At 60.5% G+C, this 16230-nt stretch carries 16 protein-coding genes; all 16 read right to left on the reverse strand.

All coding sequences use genetic code 11. From position 1 onward, the window contains the following. Positions 1-74 precede the first annotated feature (74 nt). The 16 genes from glmS to mnmG all read right to left on the reverse strand — a co-directional run bounded on the left by glmS (position 75) and on the right by mnmG (position 15900). The gene (gene glmS, locus ACQ4N9_RS01475) at positions 75-1910 is read right to left on the reverse strand and encodes a glutamine--fructose-6-phosphate transaminase (isomerizing) (RefSeq protein WP_390969653.1); all 1836 of its coding nucleotides are present in this window, start codon (positions 1908-1910) and stop codon (positions 75-77) included. Between the two features lie 12 nt (positions 1911-1922). Continuing rightward, the gene (locus tag ACQ4N9_RS01480) at positions 1923-2690 is read right to left on the reverse strand and encodes a DeoR/GlpR family DNA-binding transcription regulator (protein ID WP_390969654.1); all 768 of its coding nucleotides are present in this window, start codon (positions 2688-2690) and stop codon (positions 1923-1925) included. 222 nt (positions 2691-2912) lie between these two features. Continuing rightward, positions 2913-4280: a bifunctional UDP-N-acetylglucosamine diphosphorylase/glucosamine-1-phosphate N-acetyltransferase GlmU gene (gene glmU, locus ACQ4N9_RS01485; protein WP_390969656.1), complete on the reverse strand. Its 1368-nt coding sequence runs from the start codon at positions 4278-4280 to the stop codon at positions 2913-2915. A 123-nt stretch (positions 4281-4403) separates the two neighbouring features. Then, positions 4404-4823 carry a F0F1 ATP synthase subunit epsilon gene (locus tag ACQ4N9_RS01490; protein WP_110994045.1) on the reverse strand — a complete coding sequence of 140 codons (420 nt, stop codon included), beginning with the start codon at positions 4821-4823 and terminating at the stop codon, positions 4404-4406. 43 nt (positions 4824-4866) lie between these two features. Next, entirely contained in the window at positions 4867-6243 is a 1377-nt protein-coding gene (gene atpD / locus ACQ4N9_RS01495; protein WP_016489910.1) for a F0F1 ATP synthase subunit beta, read from the reverse strand. 27 nt (positions 6244-6270) lie between these two features. Next, positions 6271-7131, reverse strand: coding sequence for a F0F1 ATP synthase subunit gamma (gene atpG, locus ACQ4N9_RS01500; protein WP_003253195.1), 861 nt, complete (start codon positions 7129-7131; stop codon positions 6271-6273). Positions 7132-7179: 48 nt separating this feature from the next. Continuing rightward, the gene (atpA, locus tag ACQ4N9_RS01505) at positions 7180-8724 is read right to left on the reverse strand and encodes a F0F1 ATP synthase subunit alpha (RefSeq protein WP_110994047.1); all 1545 of its coding nucleotides are present in this window, start codon (positions 8722-8724) and stop codon (positions 7180-7182) included. 21 nt (positions 8725-8745) lie between these two features. Next, positions 8746-9282: a F0F1 ATP synthase subunit delta gene (locus ACQ4N9_RS01510; protein WP_110994048.1), complete on the reverse strand. Its 537-nt coding sequence runs from the start codon at positions 9280-9282 to the stop codon at positions 8746-8748. 12 nt (positions 9283-9294) lie between these two features. Then, positions 9295-9765, reverse strand: a complete 471-nt coding sequence (locus ACQ4N9_RS01515; protein WP_390970128.1) for a F0F1 ATP synthase subunit B — start codon at positions 9763-9765, stop codon at positions 9295-9297. 58 nt (positions 9766-9823) lie between these two features. After that, the gene (atpE, locus tag ACQ4N9_RS01520) at positions 9824-10081 is read right to left on the reverse strand and encodes a F0F1 ATP synthase subunit C (protein WP_003097235.1); all 258 of its coding nucleotides are present in this window, start codon (positions 10079-10081) and stop codon (positions 9824-9826) included. Between the two features lie 144 nt (positions 10082-10225). Continuing rightward, positions 10226-11095: a F0F1 ATP synthase subunit A gene (gene atpB / locus ACQ4N9_RS01525; protein ID WP_232885467.1), complete on the reverse strand. Its 870-nt coding sequence runs from the start codon at positions 11093-11095 to the stop codon at positions 10226-10228. 16 nt (positions 11096-11111) lie between these two features. Beyond that, positions 11112-11519, reverse strand: coding sequence for a F0F1 ATP synthase subunit I (locus tag ACQ4N9_RS01530; protein WP_110994051.1), 408 nt, complete (start codon positions 11517-11519; stop codon positions 11112-11114). 149 nt (positions 11520-11668) lie between these two features. Beyond that, the gene (locus ACQ4N9_RS01535; protein ID WP_390970127.1) at positions 11669-12541 is read right to left on the reverse strand and encodes a ParB/RepB/Spo0J family partition protein; all 873 of its coding nucleotides are present in this window, start codon (positions 12539-12541) and stop codon (positions 11669-11671) included. A gap of 9 nt (positions 12542-12550) precedes the next feature. Then, on the reverse strand, positions 12551-13342 hold the full coding sequence (locus ACQ4N9_RS01540) for a ParA family protein (protein ID WP_110994053.1): 792 nt from the start codon (positions 13340-13342) through the stop codon (positions 12551-12553). Between the two features lie 18 nt (positions 13343-13360). Further along, the gene (rsmG, locus tag ACQ4N9_RS01545; protein ID WP_110994054.1) at positions 13361-14011 is read right to left on the reverse strand and encodes a 16S rRNA (guanine(527)-N(7))-methyltransferase RsmG; all 651 of its coding nucleotides are present in this window, start codon (positions 14009-14011) and stop codon (positions 13361-13363) included. Next, on the reverse strand, positions 14008-15900 hold the full coding sequence (gene mnmG, locus ACQ4N9_RS01550) for a tRNA uridine-5-carboxymethylaminomethyl(34) synthesis enzyme MnmG (protein ID WP_347150383.1): 1893 nt from the start codon (positions 15898-15900) through the stop codon (positions 14008-14010). The genes rsmG and mnmG overlap by 4 nt, the downstream gene beginning before the upstream one ends. Between the last annotated feature and the right edge of the window lie 330 nt (positions 15901-16230).

Below are 16230 nucleotides of genomic sequence, written 5' to 3' on the forward strand. Positions count from 1 at the left end.
GCGAAGGGCTGCAAAGCAGCCCCATTAGTGGCGATGAAACGTTAACTGTTTGGCATGAGCGCAGAGCCTGTCTGTTACTCCACCGTCACCGACTTGGCCAGGTTACGCGGCTGGTCAACGTCGGTGCCCTTGAGCACGGCAACGTAGTACGACAGCAGCTGCAGCGGGATGGTGTAGAGGATCGGTGCCAGGGCGTCAGCGATGTGCGGCACCTTGATCACATGGGTGCCCTCGCCGTTGCTCATGCCGGCGTGCTCGTCAGCGAACACCACCAGCTCGCCGCCACGGGCGCGCACTTCCTGCAGGTTGGACTTGAGCTTTTCCAGCAGCTCGTTGTTCGGCGCCACGGTGACCACCGGCATGTCGTTGTCGACCAGCGCCAAGGGGCCGTGCTTGAGCTCACCGGCCGGGTAGGCTTCGGCGTGGATATAGGAAATTTCCTTGAGCTTGAGCGCACCTTCCATGGCCACCGGGTACTGCGCGCCCCGGCCAAGGAACAGGGTGTGGTGCTTGTCGGCGAACAGCTCGGCGATCTTCTCCACCACGCCGTCCATCGCCAGGGCTTCGCTCAGGCGGGCCGGCAGGCGGCGCAGTTCTTCAACCAGTTCGGCTTCGACGCCGGCCTGCAGCGTGCCGCGCACCTGGCCCAGGGCCAGGGTCAGCAGCATCAGCGACACCAGCTGGGTGGTGAAGGCCTTGGTGGAGGCGACGCCGATTTCCGGGCCGGCCAGGGTCAGCAGGGTCAGGTCGGATTCGCGCACCAGCGAGCTGATGCCCTTGTTGCAGATCGCCAGGCTACCGAGGAAGCCCAGTTCCTTGGCATTGCGCAGGGCGGCCAGGGTATCGGCGGTTTCGCCGGACTGCGAGATGGAGACGAACAGGGTGTCCTGCTGCACCACCACCTTGCGGTAGCGGAACTCGCTGGCCACTTCCACCTGGCAGGGAATGCCGGCCAGCTCTTCGAGCCAGTAACGGGCGACCATGCCGGCGTGGTAGCTGGTACCACAGGCGACGATCTGCACGTTGCGCACCTTGGCGAACAACTCGGCGGCCTGGGGGCCGAAAGCCTGGACCATCACGTGGTCCTTGGCCAGACGGCCTTCGAGGGTGCGCTGCACCACGGTCGGTTGCTCGTGGATCTCCTTGAGCATGAAGTGGCGATAGTTGCCCTTCTCCGCGGCTTCGGCGCCTTCGTGGTACTGCACCGTCTCGCGCTGAACCGGCTGGCCGGCCTGGTCCCAGATCTGTACCTGGTCACGGCGGATTTCGGCGATGTCACCCTCTTCCAGGTACATGAAGCGGTCGGTGACCTGGCGCAGGGCCAACTGGTCGGACGCCAGGAAGTTCTCGCCATGGCCCAGGCCGATCACCAGCGGGCTACCGCTGCGGGCAGCTACCAGGCGGTCCGGCTGGCTGGCGCTGATCACGGCCAGGCCATAGGCGCCATGCAGGCGCTTGACCGCAGCCTTGAGGGCGTCGGTCAGGTCCGGAATGGTCTTGAGCAGGTGGTGGATCAGGTGAACGATCACCTCGGTGTCGGTTTGCGAGGTGAACACGTAACCCAGCTGCTTGAGCTCTTCGCGCAGGGCTTCGTGGTTTTCGATGATGCCGTTGTGCACCACGGCCACGTCATGGCCAGAGAAGTGCGGGTGGGCGTTGGCCTCGGTCGGTGCACCGTGGGTGGCCCAACGGGTGTGGGCGATACCCAGCTGCCCGGCCAGCGGTTCGGCGCTGACGGCGGCTTGCAGTTCGCTGACCTTGCCGATACGGCGACGGCGCTCAAGGCCGCCCTGCTGGCTGTAGACGGCCAGGCCGGCACTGTCATAGCCACGGTACTCGAGGCGCTTGAGGCCTTCGATGAGGATTGCTGTGATATTGCGCTCGGCAACGGCACCAACGATTCCACACATAAGTTGTTGCTCCTAGCTGATAGCGGCGCAGATCAGATTGATGCCGCGGGCTTGAATGCGGTCGCGTGCCTCGGCGGGCAGGCGATCATCGGTAATAAGGGTACTGACGCTGCTCCAGGGCAGCTCCAGGTTGGGGATCTTGCGGCCGACCTTGTCCGACTCGACCATCACGATCACCTCGCGGGCCACCTCGGCCATGACCCGGCTCAGGCCCAGCAGTTCGTTGAAGGTGGTGGTGCCACGCTCCAGGTCGATGCCGTCGGCGCCGATGAACAGCTGGTCGAAATCGTATGAGCGTAGAACCTGCTCGGCCACCTGGCCCTGGAACGACTCCGAATGCGGGTCCCATGTGCCGCCGGTCATCAGCAGCACCGGCTCGTGTTCCTGCTCGCTGATGGCGCGGGCCACATTGAGCGAGTTGGTCATCACCACCAGGCCAGGCTGGCGCCCGAGCTGGGGAATCATCGCCGCAGTGGTGCTGCCGCTGTCGATGATGATGCGCGCGTGCTCACGGATGCGTTCGACTGCGGCCCGGGCGATGGCCTGCTTGTACTGGGACACCGGCTGTACCGTCTCCGCCAGCAGCTCCTGGGGCATGGTCACTGCACCACCGTAGCGGCGCAACAGCAGGCCGTTGGCTTCCAGGGCGGCGAGGTCCTTGCGGATGGTCACCTCCGAGGTTTCGAAACGTTTGGCCAGGGCGTCGACGCTCACTTCGCCCTGCTCGGAGAGCACAGCCAGGATGTTGTGGCGACGTTGAGGGGTGTTTCGTTTCGACATGGCTGCTTTAAGTTTCGATTCGAAAGTTAGGTGGCGCAATCAAAACCTAAAATCGATGTTCAGTCAAGACACGGGCACACATCGTGAGCGCTGGCTTGCTCCACGAATGGACATCGACGTTATCGCGGGGCAAGCCCGCTCCCACAGTGATTGAGCAAGCACCGACAAAAAAGCCGGCTTATTCACATAAGCCGGCTTTCGATCGAAACCGCTGTGGATAACTCAGCCCTTCTTGATCTTCTCCGGCCGTTTCCAGCCTTCGATGTTGCGTTGCCGTGCACGCGCCACGCCCAACTGGCCGGCCGGGACCGTCTGGGTGATGGTCGAGCCTGCGGCAGTGGTGGCACCGGCCTGGATTTCCACAGGCGCCACCAGTGAGTTGTTGGAGCCGATGAACACGTCCTCGCCCATCACAGTGCGGAACTTGTTGGCGCCGTCGTAGTTGCAGGTGATGGTGCCCGCACCGATGTTGGTACGCGCGCCGATCTCGGCATCGCCCAGGTAAGTCAGGTGGCCAGCCTTGGCACCTTCGCCCAGGTGGGCGTTCTTCAGCTCGACGAAGTTACCCACATGGGCCTTTGCCTCCAGCACGCTGCCTGGGCGCAGGCGAGCGAACGGGCCGGCATCGCTGCCTTCGCCCATCACGGCACCGTCAAGATGGCTGTTGGCCTTGATCACCACGCCCTTGCGCAGGGTGCTGTCCTTGATCACGCAGTTGGGACCGATCTGTACGTTGTCCTCGATGACCACCTTGCCCTCGAGGATGACGTTGATATCGATCAGCACATCGCGCCCGACGCTGACCTCACCACGCACATCGAAACGCGCCGGGTCGCGCAGGGTGACGCCCTGGGCCATCAGACGGTGACCAGCGCGCAGTTGATAGTGACGCTCAAGCTCCGCCAGCTGGCGGCGGTCGTTGGCACCCTGCACTTCCATCGGGTCGTGGGGCTGCTCGGTGGCGACCACCAGGCCATCGGCCACAGCCATGGCGATCACGTCGGTGAGGTAGTACTCGCCCTGGGCGTTGTTGTTGGACAGCCGGCCCATCCAGTCGGCCAGGCGAGCCGCCGGCATGGCGAGGATACCGGTGTTGCCCTCTTTGATCGCCTTCTGTGCTTCGCTGGCATCCTTGTGCTCGACGATTGCGCTGACCGCGCCTTGCTCGTTACGAACAATGCGGCCATAGCCGGTCGGGTCGGCGAGGTTGACCGTCAGCAGGCCCAGCTGGCTGGCGCTGACCTTGGCCAGCAGGCGCTGCAGGGTTTCCACCTCGATCAGCGGCACATCGCCATACAGCACCAGCACGGTATCGGCGGTGACCGCCGGCAGGGCCTGGGCGACAGCGTGGCCAGTGCCCAGCTGCTTGTCCTGCATGACGAAGTTCAGGTCGTCGGCGGCCAGGCGTTCACGCACAAGCTCGGCACCGTGGCCAATGACCACGTGGATGCCCGTGGGCTGCAGTTGGCGAGCGCTGTGGATAACATGGCCAAGCATGGAGTTGCCGGCTACCGGGTGCAGCACCTTGGGCAGTGCCGAGCGCATACGGGTGCCTTGGCCTGCGGCGAGAATGACGATATCGAGGGACATTGACTGGCTACCAATCCTGGGCGGTCAGGGAAATGACCGGGGACTAAATTCTTGAAAAAGAAAAAGGGTAGCCGAGGCTACCCTTTTACTCAATCGCAGCGGAAGTGACCGGCAAATGCCAGGTTACTTGCCTTTGCGCATTTGCTGGACAGTACGCAGCTGAGCTGCAGCCTCGGCCAGACGTGCAGCAGCAGCGCCGTAGTCGAAGTCCGAGCCTTTAGTGTTCAGCGCGTTCTCAGCAGCCTTGAGGGCTTCCTGAGCCTGAGCTTCGTCCAGGTCGGCAGCGCGCTGCACGGTGTCGGCAAGAACCTTGACCATGTTCGGCTGCACTTCGAGGAAGCCACCGGAGATGTAGAACACCTCTTGAGTGCCACCCTGCTTGGTCAGCGTGATCGGACCAGGCTTGAGATTGGTGATCAGCGGCGCGTGGCCCGGAGCGATACCAAGATCACCCAGGTTACCGTGCGCAACTACCATCTCGACCAGGCCGGAGAAGATCTCTCCTTCCGCGCTGACGATGTCGCAATGGACTGTCATAGCCATCTGCTTGCCTCAACCTGATAGCGCCCCTTGCGGGGCGCATGAATTACAGTTTCTTGGCTTTCTCGATCGCTTCGTCGATGCTGCCGACCATGTAGAACGCTTGTTCTGGCAGGTGGTCGTAGTCACCTTTGAGGATGCCGCTGAAGCCAGCGATGGTGTCCTTGAGCGAAACGTACTTGCCTGGCGAGCCGGTGAAGACTTCGGCCACGAAGAACGGCTGCGACAGGAAGCGCTGGATCTTACGAGCGCGGGCTACCAGTTGCTTGTCGGTCTCGGACAGTTCGTCCATACCCAGGATCGCGATGATGTCTTTCAGCTCTTTGTAGCGCTGCAGAACATACTGAACGCCACGAGCGGTGTCGTAGTGCTCGTTGCCGATCACGTTCGGGTCCAGCTGGCGCGAAGTCGAGTCCAGTGGGTCGACCGCTGGGTAGATACCCAGGGAGGCGATGTCACGGGACAGAACGACGGTGGCGTCCAAGTGGGCGAAGGTGGTCGCTGGCGACGGGTCGGTCAGGTCGTCCGCAGGTACGTATACGGCCTGGACGGAGGTGATCGAACCTTCCTTGGTGGAGGTGATGCGCTCTTGCAGAACGCCCATCTCTTCAGCCAGGGTCGGCTGGTAACCTACTGCCGAAGGCATACGGCCCAGCAGTGCGGATACTTCGGTACCGGCCAGGGTGTAACGATAGATGTTGTCGACGAACAGCAGAACGTCGTTACCTTCGTCACGGAACTTCTCAGCCATGGTCAGGCCGGTCAGCGCTACGCGCAGACGGTTTCCTGGTGGCTCGTTCATCTGACCGTAGACCAAGGCTACTTTGTCGAGAACGTTGGAGTCCTTCATCTCGTGGTAGAAGTCGTTACCCTCACGAGTACGCTCACCCACACCAGCGAACACGGAGTAACCGCTGTGTTCCATGGCGATGTTACGGATCAGTTCCATCATGTTTACGGTCTTGCCAACACCGGCACCACCGAACAGACCAACCTTACCACCCTTGGCGAACGGGCAAACCAGGTCGATAACCTTGATGCCGGTTTCCAGCAGGTCGTTGCCGCCTGCCTGGTCAGCGAACGAAGGCGCTGGCTGGTGGATACCGCGACGCTCTTCTTCGCCGATCGGGCCGGCTTCGTCGATTGGGTTGCCCAGAACGTCCATGATACGGCCCAGAGTGGCCTTACCAACTGGAACGGAAATGGCAGCGCCGGTGTCGACGACATCCAGACCGCGCTTCAGGCCTTCGGTCGAGCCCATCGCAATGGTACGAACCACGCCGTCGCCCAGCTGCTGCTGAACTTCCAGGGTGGTTTCCGCGCCTTGTACTTTCAGCGCGTTGTAAACACTCGGCACGACGTCACGTGGGAATTCCACGTCGATGACGGCGCCGATGATTTGAACGATACGTCCGCTACTCATAGCTGGATCCTCTGAATTTTTGAACCGTTAAACCGCGGCAGCGCCGCCGACGATTTCCGAGATCTCCTGGGTGATCGCAGCCTGACGCGCCTTGTTGTAGATCAACTGCAGCTCTTTGATCAAATCACCGGCGTTGTCTGTGGCGTTCTTCATGGCGATCATCCGGGCCGCTTGTTCAGCAGCGTTGTTCTCGACCACCGCCTGGTATACCTGCGACTCCACGTAACGCACCATCAAGCCGTCCAGCAGCTCTTTTGCGTCGGGTTCGTACAGGTAATCCCAGTGATGCTTGAGATCCTGATCCGGGGTTGCCACCAACGGTACCAATTGCTCGACCGTCGGTTTTTGGGTCATGGTGTTGATGAACTTGTTCGAAACCACCGAAAGGCGATCGATACGGCCGTCCAGGTAGGCGTCCAGCATCACTTTGACGGAGCCGATCAGATCGTTGATCGATGGCTCTTCGCCCAGGTGGCTGATCGCTGCTACGACGTTGCCGCCAAAGATGCGGAAGAAAGTCGCACCCTTGCTGCCGATCACGCACAGGTCGATTTCCACGCCCTGTTCGCGGTTTGCGCTCATGTCCTTGACCAGGGCCTTGAACAGGTTGGTGTTCAAGCCACCGCACAGACCACGGTCACTGCTCACCACGATATAACCGGCGCGCTTTACAGGGCGCTCGATCATGAACGGGTGGCGGTATTCCGGGTTGGCGTTGGCCAGATGACCGATCACCTGGCGGATACGCTCCGCGTAAGGACGGCTAGCAGCCATGCGCATTTGTGCCTTGCGCATCTTGCTTACCGCCACTTTCTCCATGGCGCTGGTAATTTTTTGCGTGCTTTTGATGCTCGCAATCTTACTGCGAATCTCTTTTGCGCCTGCCATGTATCACCTATCAGGTTAGCAAGCGGGGGCCGGAGCCCCCGCTGCGGCTTACCAGGTCTGGGTGGCCTTGAACTTCTCGATACCGGCTTTCATGCCAGCGTCGATTTCGTCGTTGAAGTCACCCTTCACGTTGATCTTGGCCATCAGTTCGGCGTGATCACGGTTGAAGAAGGCGATCAGCGCTTGCTCGAAGCTGCCGACCTTGGAGACTTCTACGTCAGTCAGGAAACCACGCTCAGCGGCGTACAGCGACAGGGCCATGTCGGCGATCGACATTGGCGCGTACTGCTTCTGCTTCATCAGCTCGGTTACGCGCTGACCATGCTCCAGCTGCTTGCGGGTCGCTTCGTCCAGATCGGAAGCGAACTGGGCGAATGCAGCCAGTTCACGGTACTGAGCCAGAGCGGTACGGATACCACCGGACAGTTTCTTGATGATCTTGGTCTGAGCGGCACCACCTACGCGGGATACCGAAACACCGGCGTTCACTGCAGGGCGGATGCCCGAGTTGAACATGGCCGATTCCAGGAAGATCTGACCGTCGGTGATCGAGATCACGTTGGTCGGAACGAACGCGGAAACGTCGCCAGCCTGGGTTTCGATGATCGGCAGAGCGGTCAGGGAACCGGTTTTGCCGGTAACTGCGCCGTTGGTGAACTTCTCTACGTACTCTTCCGAAACGCGCGATGCACGCTCCAGCAGACGGGAGTGGAGATAGAACACGTCGCCTGGGTACGCTTCACGTCCTGGTGGACGGCGCAGCAGCAGGGAGATCTGACGGTAGGCAACGGCCTGCTTGGACAGGTCATCGTAAACGATCAGGGCATCTTCACCGCGGTCACGGAAGAACTCGCCCATGGTGCAGCCGGCGTATGGCGCCAGGAACTGCAGTGCGGCGGATTCCGAAGCACTGGCAACGACCACGATGGTGTTGGCCAGGGCGCCGGCTTCTTCCAGCTTGCGAACGATGTTGGCAACGGTGGAACGCTTTTGGCCGACTGCAACATAAACGCAGAAAATACCGGAGTCTTTCTGGTTGATGATGGCGTCGATGGCCATGGCGGTCTTGCCGATCTGGCGGTCACCGATGATCAGCTCGCGCTGGCCACGGCCGACAGGGATCATGGCGTCGACGGACTTGTAGCCAGTCTGTACAGGCTGGTCTACCGACTTACGCCAGATCACGCCTGGTGCCACTTTCTCGACTGCGTCGGTCTGGGTGTTGCCCAGAGGACCTTTACCGTCGATCGGGTTGCCCAGTGCGTCAACGACGCGACCCAGCAGTTCCTTACCAACCGGAACTTCCAGGATGCGGCCGGTGCACTTGGCGCTCATGCCTTCGGCGAGGGTGTCATAGGCACCCAGGATCACTGCACCGACGGAGTCTTGCTCCAGGTTCAGGGCCATACCGAAGACGCTGCCCGGGAACTCGATCATTTCGCCGTACATGACGTCGGCCAGACCGTGGATCCGCACGATACCGTCGGAAACCGAAACAACGGTACCTTCGTTACGGGCTTGGGAGCCGACATCGAGTTTCTCGATGCGACCCTTGATGATTTCACTAATTTCGGAAGGATTGAGTTGCTGCATTGCTCTGCTGCCCCTTCAAACTCAAGATTTCAATGCTTCGGCCAGTTTCGCGATTTTGCCGCGAACCGAGCCATCGATTACCAGGTCGCCGGCGCGGATAACGACGCCACCGATCAGGCTGGCATCCTCCGTCGCGTGCAGGCGCACTTCCCGGCTGAGCCGTGCACTGAGAACCTTGGCGAGTTTGTCTTGCTGTTCTTGGTTCAACGCAAAAGCACTGGTGACTTCCACGTCCACGGATTTCTCTTGCTCGGCCTTGTACAGGTCGAACAGAGCGGCAATCTCCGGCAGAAGCAGGAGACGGTCGTTTTCCGCGGCAACATGAATGAAATTCTGTGCCTGAGTGTCGAACTTGTCACCGCACACTTCGATGAATGCGGCGGCCTTGTTTGCGCTAGTCAGTTGCGGGGCCTTGAGCAGGCGCTGCATGGTGTCGTCTTGCGACACCGCAGCAGCCAGGCCGAGCATGGCTGACCAATTGGCCAGTTGCTGATGGGCCTGGGCGTGCTCGAAGGCAGCCTTAGCGTAAGGTCGGGCCAACGTGGTCAGTTCTGCCATGATCGCCCTCGCTTAAATTTCAGCGGCCAGTTTGTTAACCAGCTCCGCATGCGCGTTTTGATCGATTGTGGCGCCAAGGATCTTTTCAGCACCGCCAACAGCCAGGGCACCCACTTGGGCACGCAGGGCGTCTTTGACGCTGTTAATTTCCTGTTCGATCTCGGCTAGAGCCTGGGCCTTCACACGGTCAGCTTCGACGCGAGCCTGTTCACGGGCCTCGTCTACAAGCTGAGCAGCGCGCTTCTTGCTTTGCTCAATGATTTCAGCTGCCTGTGCCTTCGCTTCACGCAGTTGCTGACCCGCTTTCTCTTGGGCCAGCTCCAGGTCGCGAGCTGCGCGGTTGGCAGCGTCCAAGCCGTCGGCAATCTTCTTTTGACGCTCTTGCAGAGCAGTGATGACCGGAGGCCATACATACTTCATGCAGAAGAGTACAAAAATCAGGAAAGCAACGGATTGGCCAATCAGGGTTGCATTAATGTTCACGCCAACACCTCGCTCGGTCTTTGTTCATCACAGCAATCAACTCGTAAAAAACGAGTGATTAGCCGGCGATCTGACCAACGAAGGGGTTTGCGAAGGTGAAGAACAGAGCGATACCAACACCGATCATGGTTACGGCGTCGAGCAGACCGGCAACGATGAACATTTTGACCTGCAGCATTGGAACCATTTCTGGCTGGCGAGCAGCGCCTTCCAGGAATTTGCCGCCCAGCAGGCCGAAACCAATGGCGGTACCCAGAGCACCCAGGCCGATCAGCAGAGCAACAGCGATAGCGGTCAGACCAACTACAGTTTCCATCTTTCCTCCCGACTTTTACGTCGTATTGGTTAGGTTTTTAGTTTGAAGCGGTAAAACAAATCGTTTGGTACAGCATGCCCTTGCGGACTTTTTAAGCCCTCCCCCCAAACGGGCGGGGAAGGCTATCAGACACGCCAGGCGGTCTTAATGGTTATCTTCGTGCGCCATCGACAGGTAGACGATGGTCAGCATCATGAAGATGAAGGCTTGCAGGGTGATGATCAGGATGTGGAACACCGCCCACGCCCATTGCAGCACCACACCCAGGCCGGACAGCCACAGCAGGCCGGAACCGAACATCACCGCGATCAGGATGAACACCAGTTCGCCGGCGTACATGTTGCCGAACAGACGCAGTGCAAGCGAGATCGGCTTGGCGATCAGGGTGACGAATTCGAGCAGGAAGTTCACCGGGATCAACAGGATCTGAACGAAGATGTTCTTGCTGCCGAACGGGTGCAGGGTCAGCTCGCCGATGAAGCCGCCGAGGCCCTTGACCTTGATGCTGTAGAAGATAATCAGGGCGAACACGCTGAAGGCCATGGCCAGCGTGGCGTTCGGGTCGGTGGTCGACACCGCGCGGAACGGAATGTGCGGATCACCGGAGATCAGGATCGCCAGCTGAGGAATCCAGTCGACCGGTACCAGGTCGACGGCGTTCATCAGGAATACCCAGACGAAAATGGTCAGCGCCAGCGGTGCGATCACCGGGCTGCGGCCGTGGAAGGAGTCCTTCACGCTGCCGTGAACGAAATCGACCATCACTTCGACGAAGTTCTGCAGTCCGCCAGGCTGGCCGGAGGTCGCCTTCTTCGCCGCCATGCGGAAGATGAACAGGAAGATCAGACCCAGCGCAACGGACCAGCCAAGGGTGTCCACGTGGAACGCCCAGAAGCCCATTGCCTTGGCTTCTGCAGCCGAATGGGCGAAGCCCCAGCTGCCGTCTGGTAGTTGACCGTAGGTCAGGTTCTGCAAGTGGTGCTGGATATAGCCCGAAGCGGTTTCTGCTGCCATGGTTGCCTCAAACGCCCTAAGGTCTCGAAAGTCTTTTATTCATCAGCAGGGGCGCGAACCAGCTGACCATAAGGGTCAGCACGAAGACGCCGAATACTGCCAACGGCGCCAATGGCTTCACTCCTGCGAAGGTCAGTGCGAACAGCACTGCCGTCAAAATCATCTTGCCTGCCTCGCCAGCGTAAAACGACTTGACGATGGCCTGCGCCGCTCGGGCTCCGCTGAAGCGAAAAGCCTTCCAGGCGAAATACATATTGGGCAGCCAGGCAATCAGTCCCCCGCAGAGGCCTGAATATCCACTGACTCCCCCTTTCCACTGCCACAACACCAATGTTGCCAGCAGCAGTACAACAAATTGAGCCAGCAGTACCGGAAAAACCGCCCAGCGATGGAAAGGCAGGCGGTTTGGCGTGCGGATTTCCATCACAACTGCTCCTCGGAAGTCGACTACCTGGTCAGCAATGACTTGGCATAATTTGTGCCGACAAAATGCGCGCAGAGTATAGGGGCGGATTAACCCCTATTCAACTATTGGGTAGTGATTTCCGACTGCGCGCTACAACGGGAATTGTTTCAGCGGATGTGAGCAAGCACACCTTGCAACTCGTCAAGCGAGTTGTAACGGATGACCAACTGGCCCTTGCCCTTGTTGCCATGGCGGATTTGCACCGCCGAGCCCAGGCGCTCTGCCAGACGCTGTTCGAGGCGGGCGATATCCGGATCAGGTTTGCTCGGTTCGACCGGATCAGGTTTGCCGTTGAGCCACTGGCGCACCAGTGCCTCGGTTTGGCGCACGGTAAGGCCACGTGCGACAACATGACGCGCCCCTTCTTCCTGTCGAGCTTCGTCCAGGCCGAGCAAGGCACGGGCATGGCCCATTTCCAGGTCGCCGTGGGCGAGCATGGTCTTGATCGCTTCGGGCAGCGCGATCAGGCGCAGCAAGTTGGCCACGGTCACCCGCGACTTGCCGACGGCATCGGCCACCTGCTGCTGGGTGAGTTCGAACTCGTGCTGCAGGCGCTGCAGGGCAATCGCCTCCTCCAGCGGGTTGAGGTCTTCACGCTGGATGTTCTCGATCAGCGCCATGGCGATGGCGGCTTCGTCGGGCACCTCGCGGACCATGGCCGGGATGCTGTCCAGGCCAGCCTGCTGGGTGGCGCGCCAGCGGCGCTCACCGGCGATGATCTCGTAACGGTTGTCGCCGATCGGGCGGACCACGATCGGTTGCATGACGCCGTGGTTGCGGATCGAGTGCGCCAGTTCTTCCAGCGCCTCGGGATCCATGTCACGGCGAGGCTGATACTTGCCGCGCTGGATCAGCTCGACCGGCAGATGTTGCAGTTCTTTCTGGTCGATCTTGACAGCCTGCTCTTCGAGCGCGCTGACGGAAGGACCACTGAGCAGTGCATCCAACCCACGTCCGAGACCTCGTTTCTTGATGGCCATGCGGATTCCTTAAGTTGTTTGTGCAGTGCGTGATGGACGGCGCTGACGGCGAACCAGTTCCCCTGCAAGCGCAAGATAGGCGAGCGCGCCACGGGATTGCTTGTCGTAGGCCAGCGCCGGCATGCCGAAGCTCGGCGCCTCGGCCAGGCGGATGTTGCGAGGGATCACCGTGTCGTACAGCTGGTCGCCGAAGTGCTCCTTGAGCTGCGCCGAAACATCGTTGTTCAGGCTCAGGCGCGGGTCGTACATGGTCCGCAACAGGCCTTCGATCTTCAGCGCCGGGTTCAACCGTGCGGCGATGCGCTTGATGTTATCCACAAGGTCGCTGAGACCTTCCAGTGCGTAGTACTCGCACTGCATGGGGATGATCACGCCATCGGAGGCGACCAGGGCGTTGAGGGTCAGCATCGACAGCGACGGCGGGCAGTCGATGAGGATGTAGTCGTAGCTCTCGCGGATCGGCGCCAGGGCGTTGCGCAGGCGGCTTTCCTTCATCTGCATCTCGAGCAGTACCACCTCGGCGGCGGTCAGGTCGCGGTTGGCCGGCAGCAGCTGGTAACCACCGTGCTCGGAGTAGTGCATGGCCTGGGTCAGGTCGCACTCCCCGATCAGCAGGTCGTACACCGAATGTTCGAGCTCGTGTTTATCCACACCGCTGCCCATGGTGGCGTTGCCCTGCGGATCGAGGTCGATCAGCAGCACGCGGCGCTTGGTCGCGGCCAGCGATGCGGCGAGATTGATACAGGTGGTGGTCTTGCCCACACCACCTTTCTGGTTCGCGATTGCGAATACCTTAGCCATTGTTGCGTGTGTTCCCAGTCATGCCTTGCGGCGCAGTATCAGCAGATGGCGCTGGCCCTGGCAACCTGGAACGGTCAGGGCCTGCTCGCTTTCCACTGTGAAGTCTGCGGGCAATGCTACCAGTTCATCGGCAGGATGCAGCCCTTTCATTGCAAGCCATTGCGTGCGGGCGTCACCCAGGTGGCGGGTCCAGTTGGTGAAATTTTCCATGCTGCTGAAAGCGCGCGAGACGATCCCGCAGAACGGCTGCTCGGGCTGAACCTCTTCTACCCGGCTGTGGATAACCGTGAGGTTGTCCAGCTTCAGCTCCATTTTCACCTGGGTCAGGAAGCGGGTCTTCTTGCCGTTGCTGTCGAGCACCGTCACTTGCTTGTGCGGATGCAGGATAGCCAACGGGATGCCGGGCATGCCGCCACCGCTGCCGACATCCAGCCAACGCTGGGTGTCATTGTGGATAAACGGCATGACGCTGAGGCTGTCGAGCAGGTGGCGCGACACCATCTCGTCCGGGTTACGCACAGCGGTGAGGTTGTAGGCCTTGTTCCATTTGATCAACAGGGCCAGGTAGCCCAGCAGCAGTTCGTGCTGCTGCGCGCTCAGCTCGACGCCGAGCTGGCGCGCACCTGTGGACAACTCTTCGGCGTGTTGCGGGGTGACCAGGGAACTCAAGCGCTTTGCTCCAATTCGCGGCCTGCGCCGCGTTTTTTCAAGTGAATCAGCAACAGGGAAATCGCCGCAGGCGTGACACCCGGGATACGTGAAGCCTGGCCAAGCGTTTCTGGACGGGTTTCGCCCAGCTTGCCCTGGATCTCCTTGGACAAGCCGGAAATCGAGGTGTAGTCGATATCCACAGGCAGGCGAGTGTCTTCACTGGCACGCAGCCGGGCGATCTCGTCCTGCTGACGGTCGATGTAGCCGGCGTACTTGGTCTTGATCTCGACCTGCTCGGCAACCTGTGGATCGATCACTTCGCCGCCGGTGGCTTCGATCAGGCCTGCGTAGTCGATTTCTGGGCGAGCCAGCAGGTTGAGCAGGCTGTACTCATGGTTCAGTGGGGTCGCGAACTTATCCACAATGGCCTGGCCTTGTGGCGTGCCCGGGCGTACCCAGGTGCTTTTCAGGCGCTGCTCTTCGCGCTCGATGCCTTCGCGCTTGGCGCTGAAGGCGGCCCAGCGCTCGTCGTCGATCAAACCCAGCTCGCGGCCTTTCTCGGTCAGGCGCAGGTCGGCGTTGTCTTCGCGCAGGATCAGCCGGTATTCGGCGCGCGAGGTGAACATGCGGTAGGGCTCTTGGGTACCCAGGGTGATCAGGTCGTCGACCAGCACACCGATGTAGGCCTCGTCACGGCGCGGGCACCAGCTTTCGCGGCCCTGCGCGCGCAACGCGGCGTTGGTCCCGGCCAGCAGGCCCTGGGCGCCGGCCTCTTCGTAACCGGTGGTGCCGTTGATCTGGCCCGCGAAGAACAGGCCGCCGATGACCTTGGTCTCGAGGCTGTACTTGAGGTCGCGCGGGTCGAAGTAGTCGTACTCGATGGCGTAGCCAGGGCGAACGATGTGGGCGTTTTCCATGCCGCGGATCGAGCGCACCAGCTCCAGCTGCACGTCGAACGGCAGCGAAGTCGAGATGCCGTTGGGGTACAGCTCATGGGTGGTCAGGCCTTCCGGCTCGATGAACACCTGGTGGCTTTCCTTGTCGGCGAAGCGGTGGATCTTGTCCTCGATCGACGGGCAATAGCGCGGGCCGATGCCTTCGATCACACCCGAGTACATCGGCGAGCGGTCGAGGTTCGAGGCAATGATTTCGTGGGTGCGCGCATTGGTGTGGGTAATCCAGCAGCTCACCTGGCGCGGGTGCATCTGGGCATTGCCCATGAACGACATCACCGGGATCGGCGTGTCGCCGGGCTGCTCGGTCATTACCGAGAAATCCACGGAGCGGCCATCGATGCGCGGCGGTGTGCCGGTTTTCAGCCGGCCGACGCGCAGCGGCAGTTCGCGCATGCGATGGGCCAGGGCAATCGAAGGCGGGTCGCCGGCGCGACCGCCGGAATGATTCTGCAGGCCTATGTGGATAAGTCCACCGAGGAAAGTGCCGGTGGTCAGTACCACGCTCTCGGCGAAGAAACGCAGGCCCATCTGCGTGACCACGCCCTTCACCTGGTCCTGCTCGACGATCAGGTCGTCGCAGGACTGCTGGAATATCCACAGGTTCGGCTGGTTTTCCAGGATTTCGCGCACCACTGCCTTGTAGATGGCGCGGTCGGCCTGTGCGCGGGTGGCACGTACGGCCGGGCCCTTGCGGTTGTTCAGGATGCGGAACTGGATACCGCTCTTGTCGGTGGCCAGCGCCATGGCGCCGCCGAGCGCGTCGATCTCTTTGACCAGATGGCTTTTACCGATGCCACCGATGGCCGGGTTGCAGCTCATGTGACCGAGGGTTTCCACGTTATGGGTCAACAGCAGGGTTTTCACACCCATGCGTGCAGACGCAAGCGCAGCCTCGGTACCGGCATGGCCGCCGCCGATGACGATCACTTCAAAACGGGAAGGGAAATCCACCACGCACCTCGTGCCTGTTTTTACGAATAGAGAAGGTAAGCGGACAAGTATAGGGACTTACCCCCCTTCAAAGAAACCGTCTGAGCAAATTTTGACCAGGCTGTGGATGAGTGGCAGGCAATAGAAATCAAAGAAGAAAAATTTATAAAAGCTTTGTTTTTATGTTTATGTTTAGGGGCCTACCTGTCTGTTGATAACTACATGTAGGCCTTTAACTACGTGATGTACAGCGATTCATAACCCTGGGTCTAAGTAGCCCTGTGGGGTCTGGACAAGGTTGTTTAACCTGTGGATGAAAGTAGTGGTTACCCACAGGCCGCGTTTTCCTCA

The sequence above is a fragment of the Pseudomonas sp. ES1 genome, assembly GCF_050586605.1.
Lineage (GTDB): Bacteria > Pseudomonadota > Gammaproteobacteria > Pseudomonadales > Pseudomonadaceae > Aquipseudomonas > Aquipseudomonas sichuanensis.

What these genes read in the sequence shown, in the direction of transcription:
- ACQ4N9_RS01530 (WP_110994051.1), bottom strand. Translation starts at nt 11,519, where the DNA reads ATGGAAATCCGCACGCCAAACCGCCTGCCTTTCCATCGCTGGGCGGTT.
- glmS (WP_390969653.1), bottom strand. Translation starts at nt 1,910, where the DNA reads ATGTGTGGAATCGTTGGTGCCGTTGCCGAGCGCAATATCACAGCAATC.
- ACQ4N9_RS01510 (WP_110994048.1), bottom strand. Translation starts at nt 9,282, where the DNA reads ATGGCAGAACTGACCACGTTGGCCCGACCTTACGCTAAGGCTGCCTTC.
- atpD (WP_016489910.1), bottom strand. Translation starts at nt 6,243, where the DNA reads ATGAGTAGCGGACGTATCGTTCAAATCATCGGCGCCGTCATCGACGTG.
- glmU (WP_390969656.1), bottom strand. Translation starts at nt 4,280, where the DNA reads ATGTCCCTCGATATCGTCATTCTCGCCGCAGGCCAAGGCACCCGTATG.
- ACQ4N9_RS01490 (WP_110994045.1), bottom strand. Translation starts at nt 4,823, where the DNA reads ATGGCTATGACAGTCCATTGCGACATCGTCAGCGCGGAAGGAGAGATC.
- atpE (WP_003097235.1), bottom strand. Translation starts at nt 10,081, where the DNA reads ATGGAAACTGTAGTTGGTCTGACCGCTATCGCTGTTGCTCTGCTGATC.
- ACQ4N9_RS01540 (WP_110994053.1), bottom strand. Translation starts at nt 13,342, where the DNA reads ATGGCTAAGGTATTCGCAATCGCGAACCAGAAAGGTGGTGTGGGCAAG.
- atpA (WP_110994047.1), bottom strand. Translation starts at nt 8,724, where the DNA reads ATGCAGCAACTCAATCCTTCCGAAATTAGTGAAATCATCAAGGGTCGC.
- atpB (WP_232885467.1), bottom strand. Translation starts at nt 11,095, where the DNA reads ATGGCAGCAGAAACCGCTTCGGGCTATATCCAGCACCACTTGCAGAAC.
- atpG (WP_003253195.1), bottom strand. Translation starts at nt 7,131, where the DNA reads ATGGCAGGCGCAAAAGAGATTCGCAGTAAGATTGCGAGCATCAAAAGC.
- ACQ4N9_RS01535 (WP_390970127.1), bottom strand. Translation starts at nt 12,541, where the DNA reads ATGGCCATCAAGAAACGAGGTCTCGGACGTGGGTTGGATGCACTGCTC.
- ACQ4N9_RS01480 (WP_390969654.1), bottom strand. Translation starts at nt 2,690, where the DNA reads ATGTCGAAACGAAACACCCCTCAACGTCGCCACAACATCCTGGCTGTG.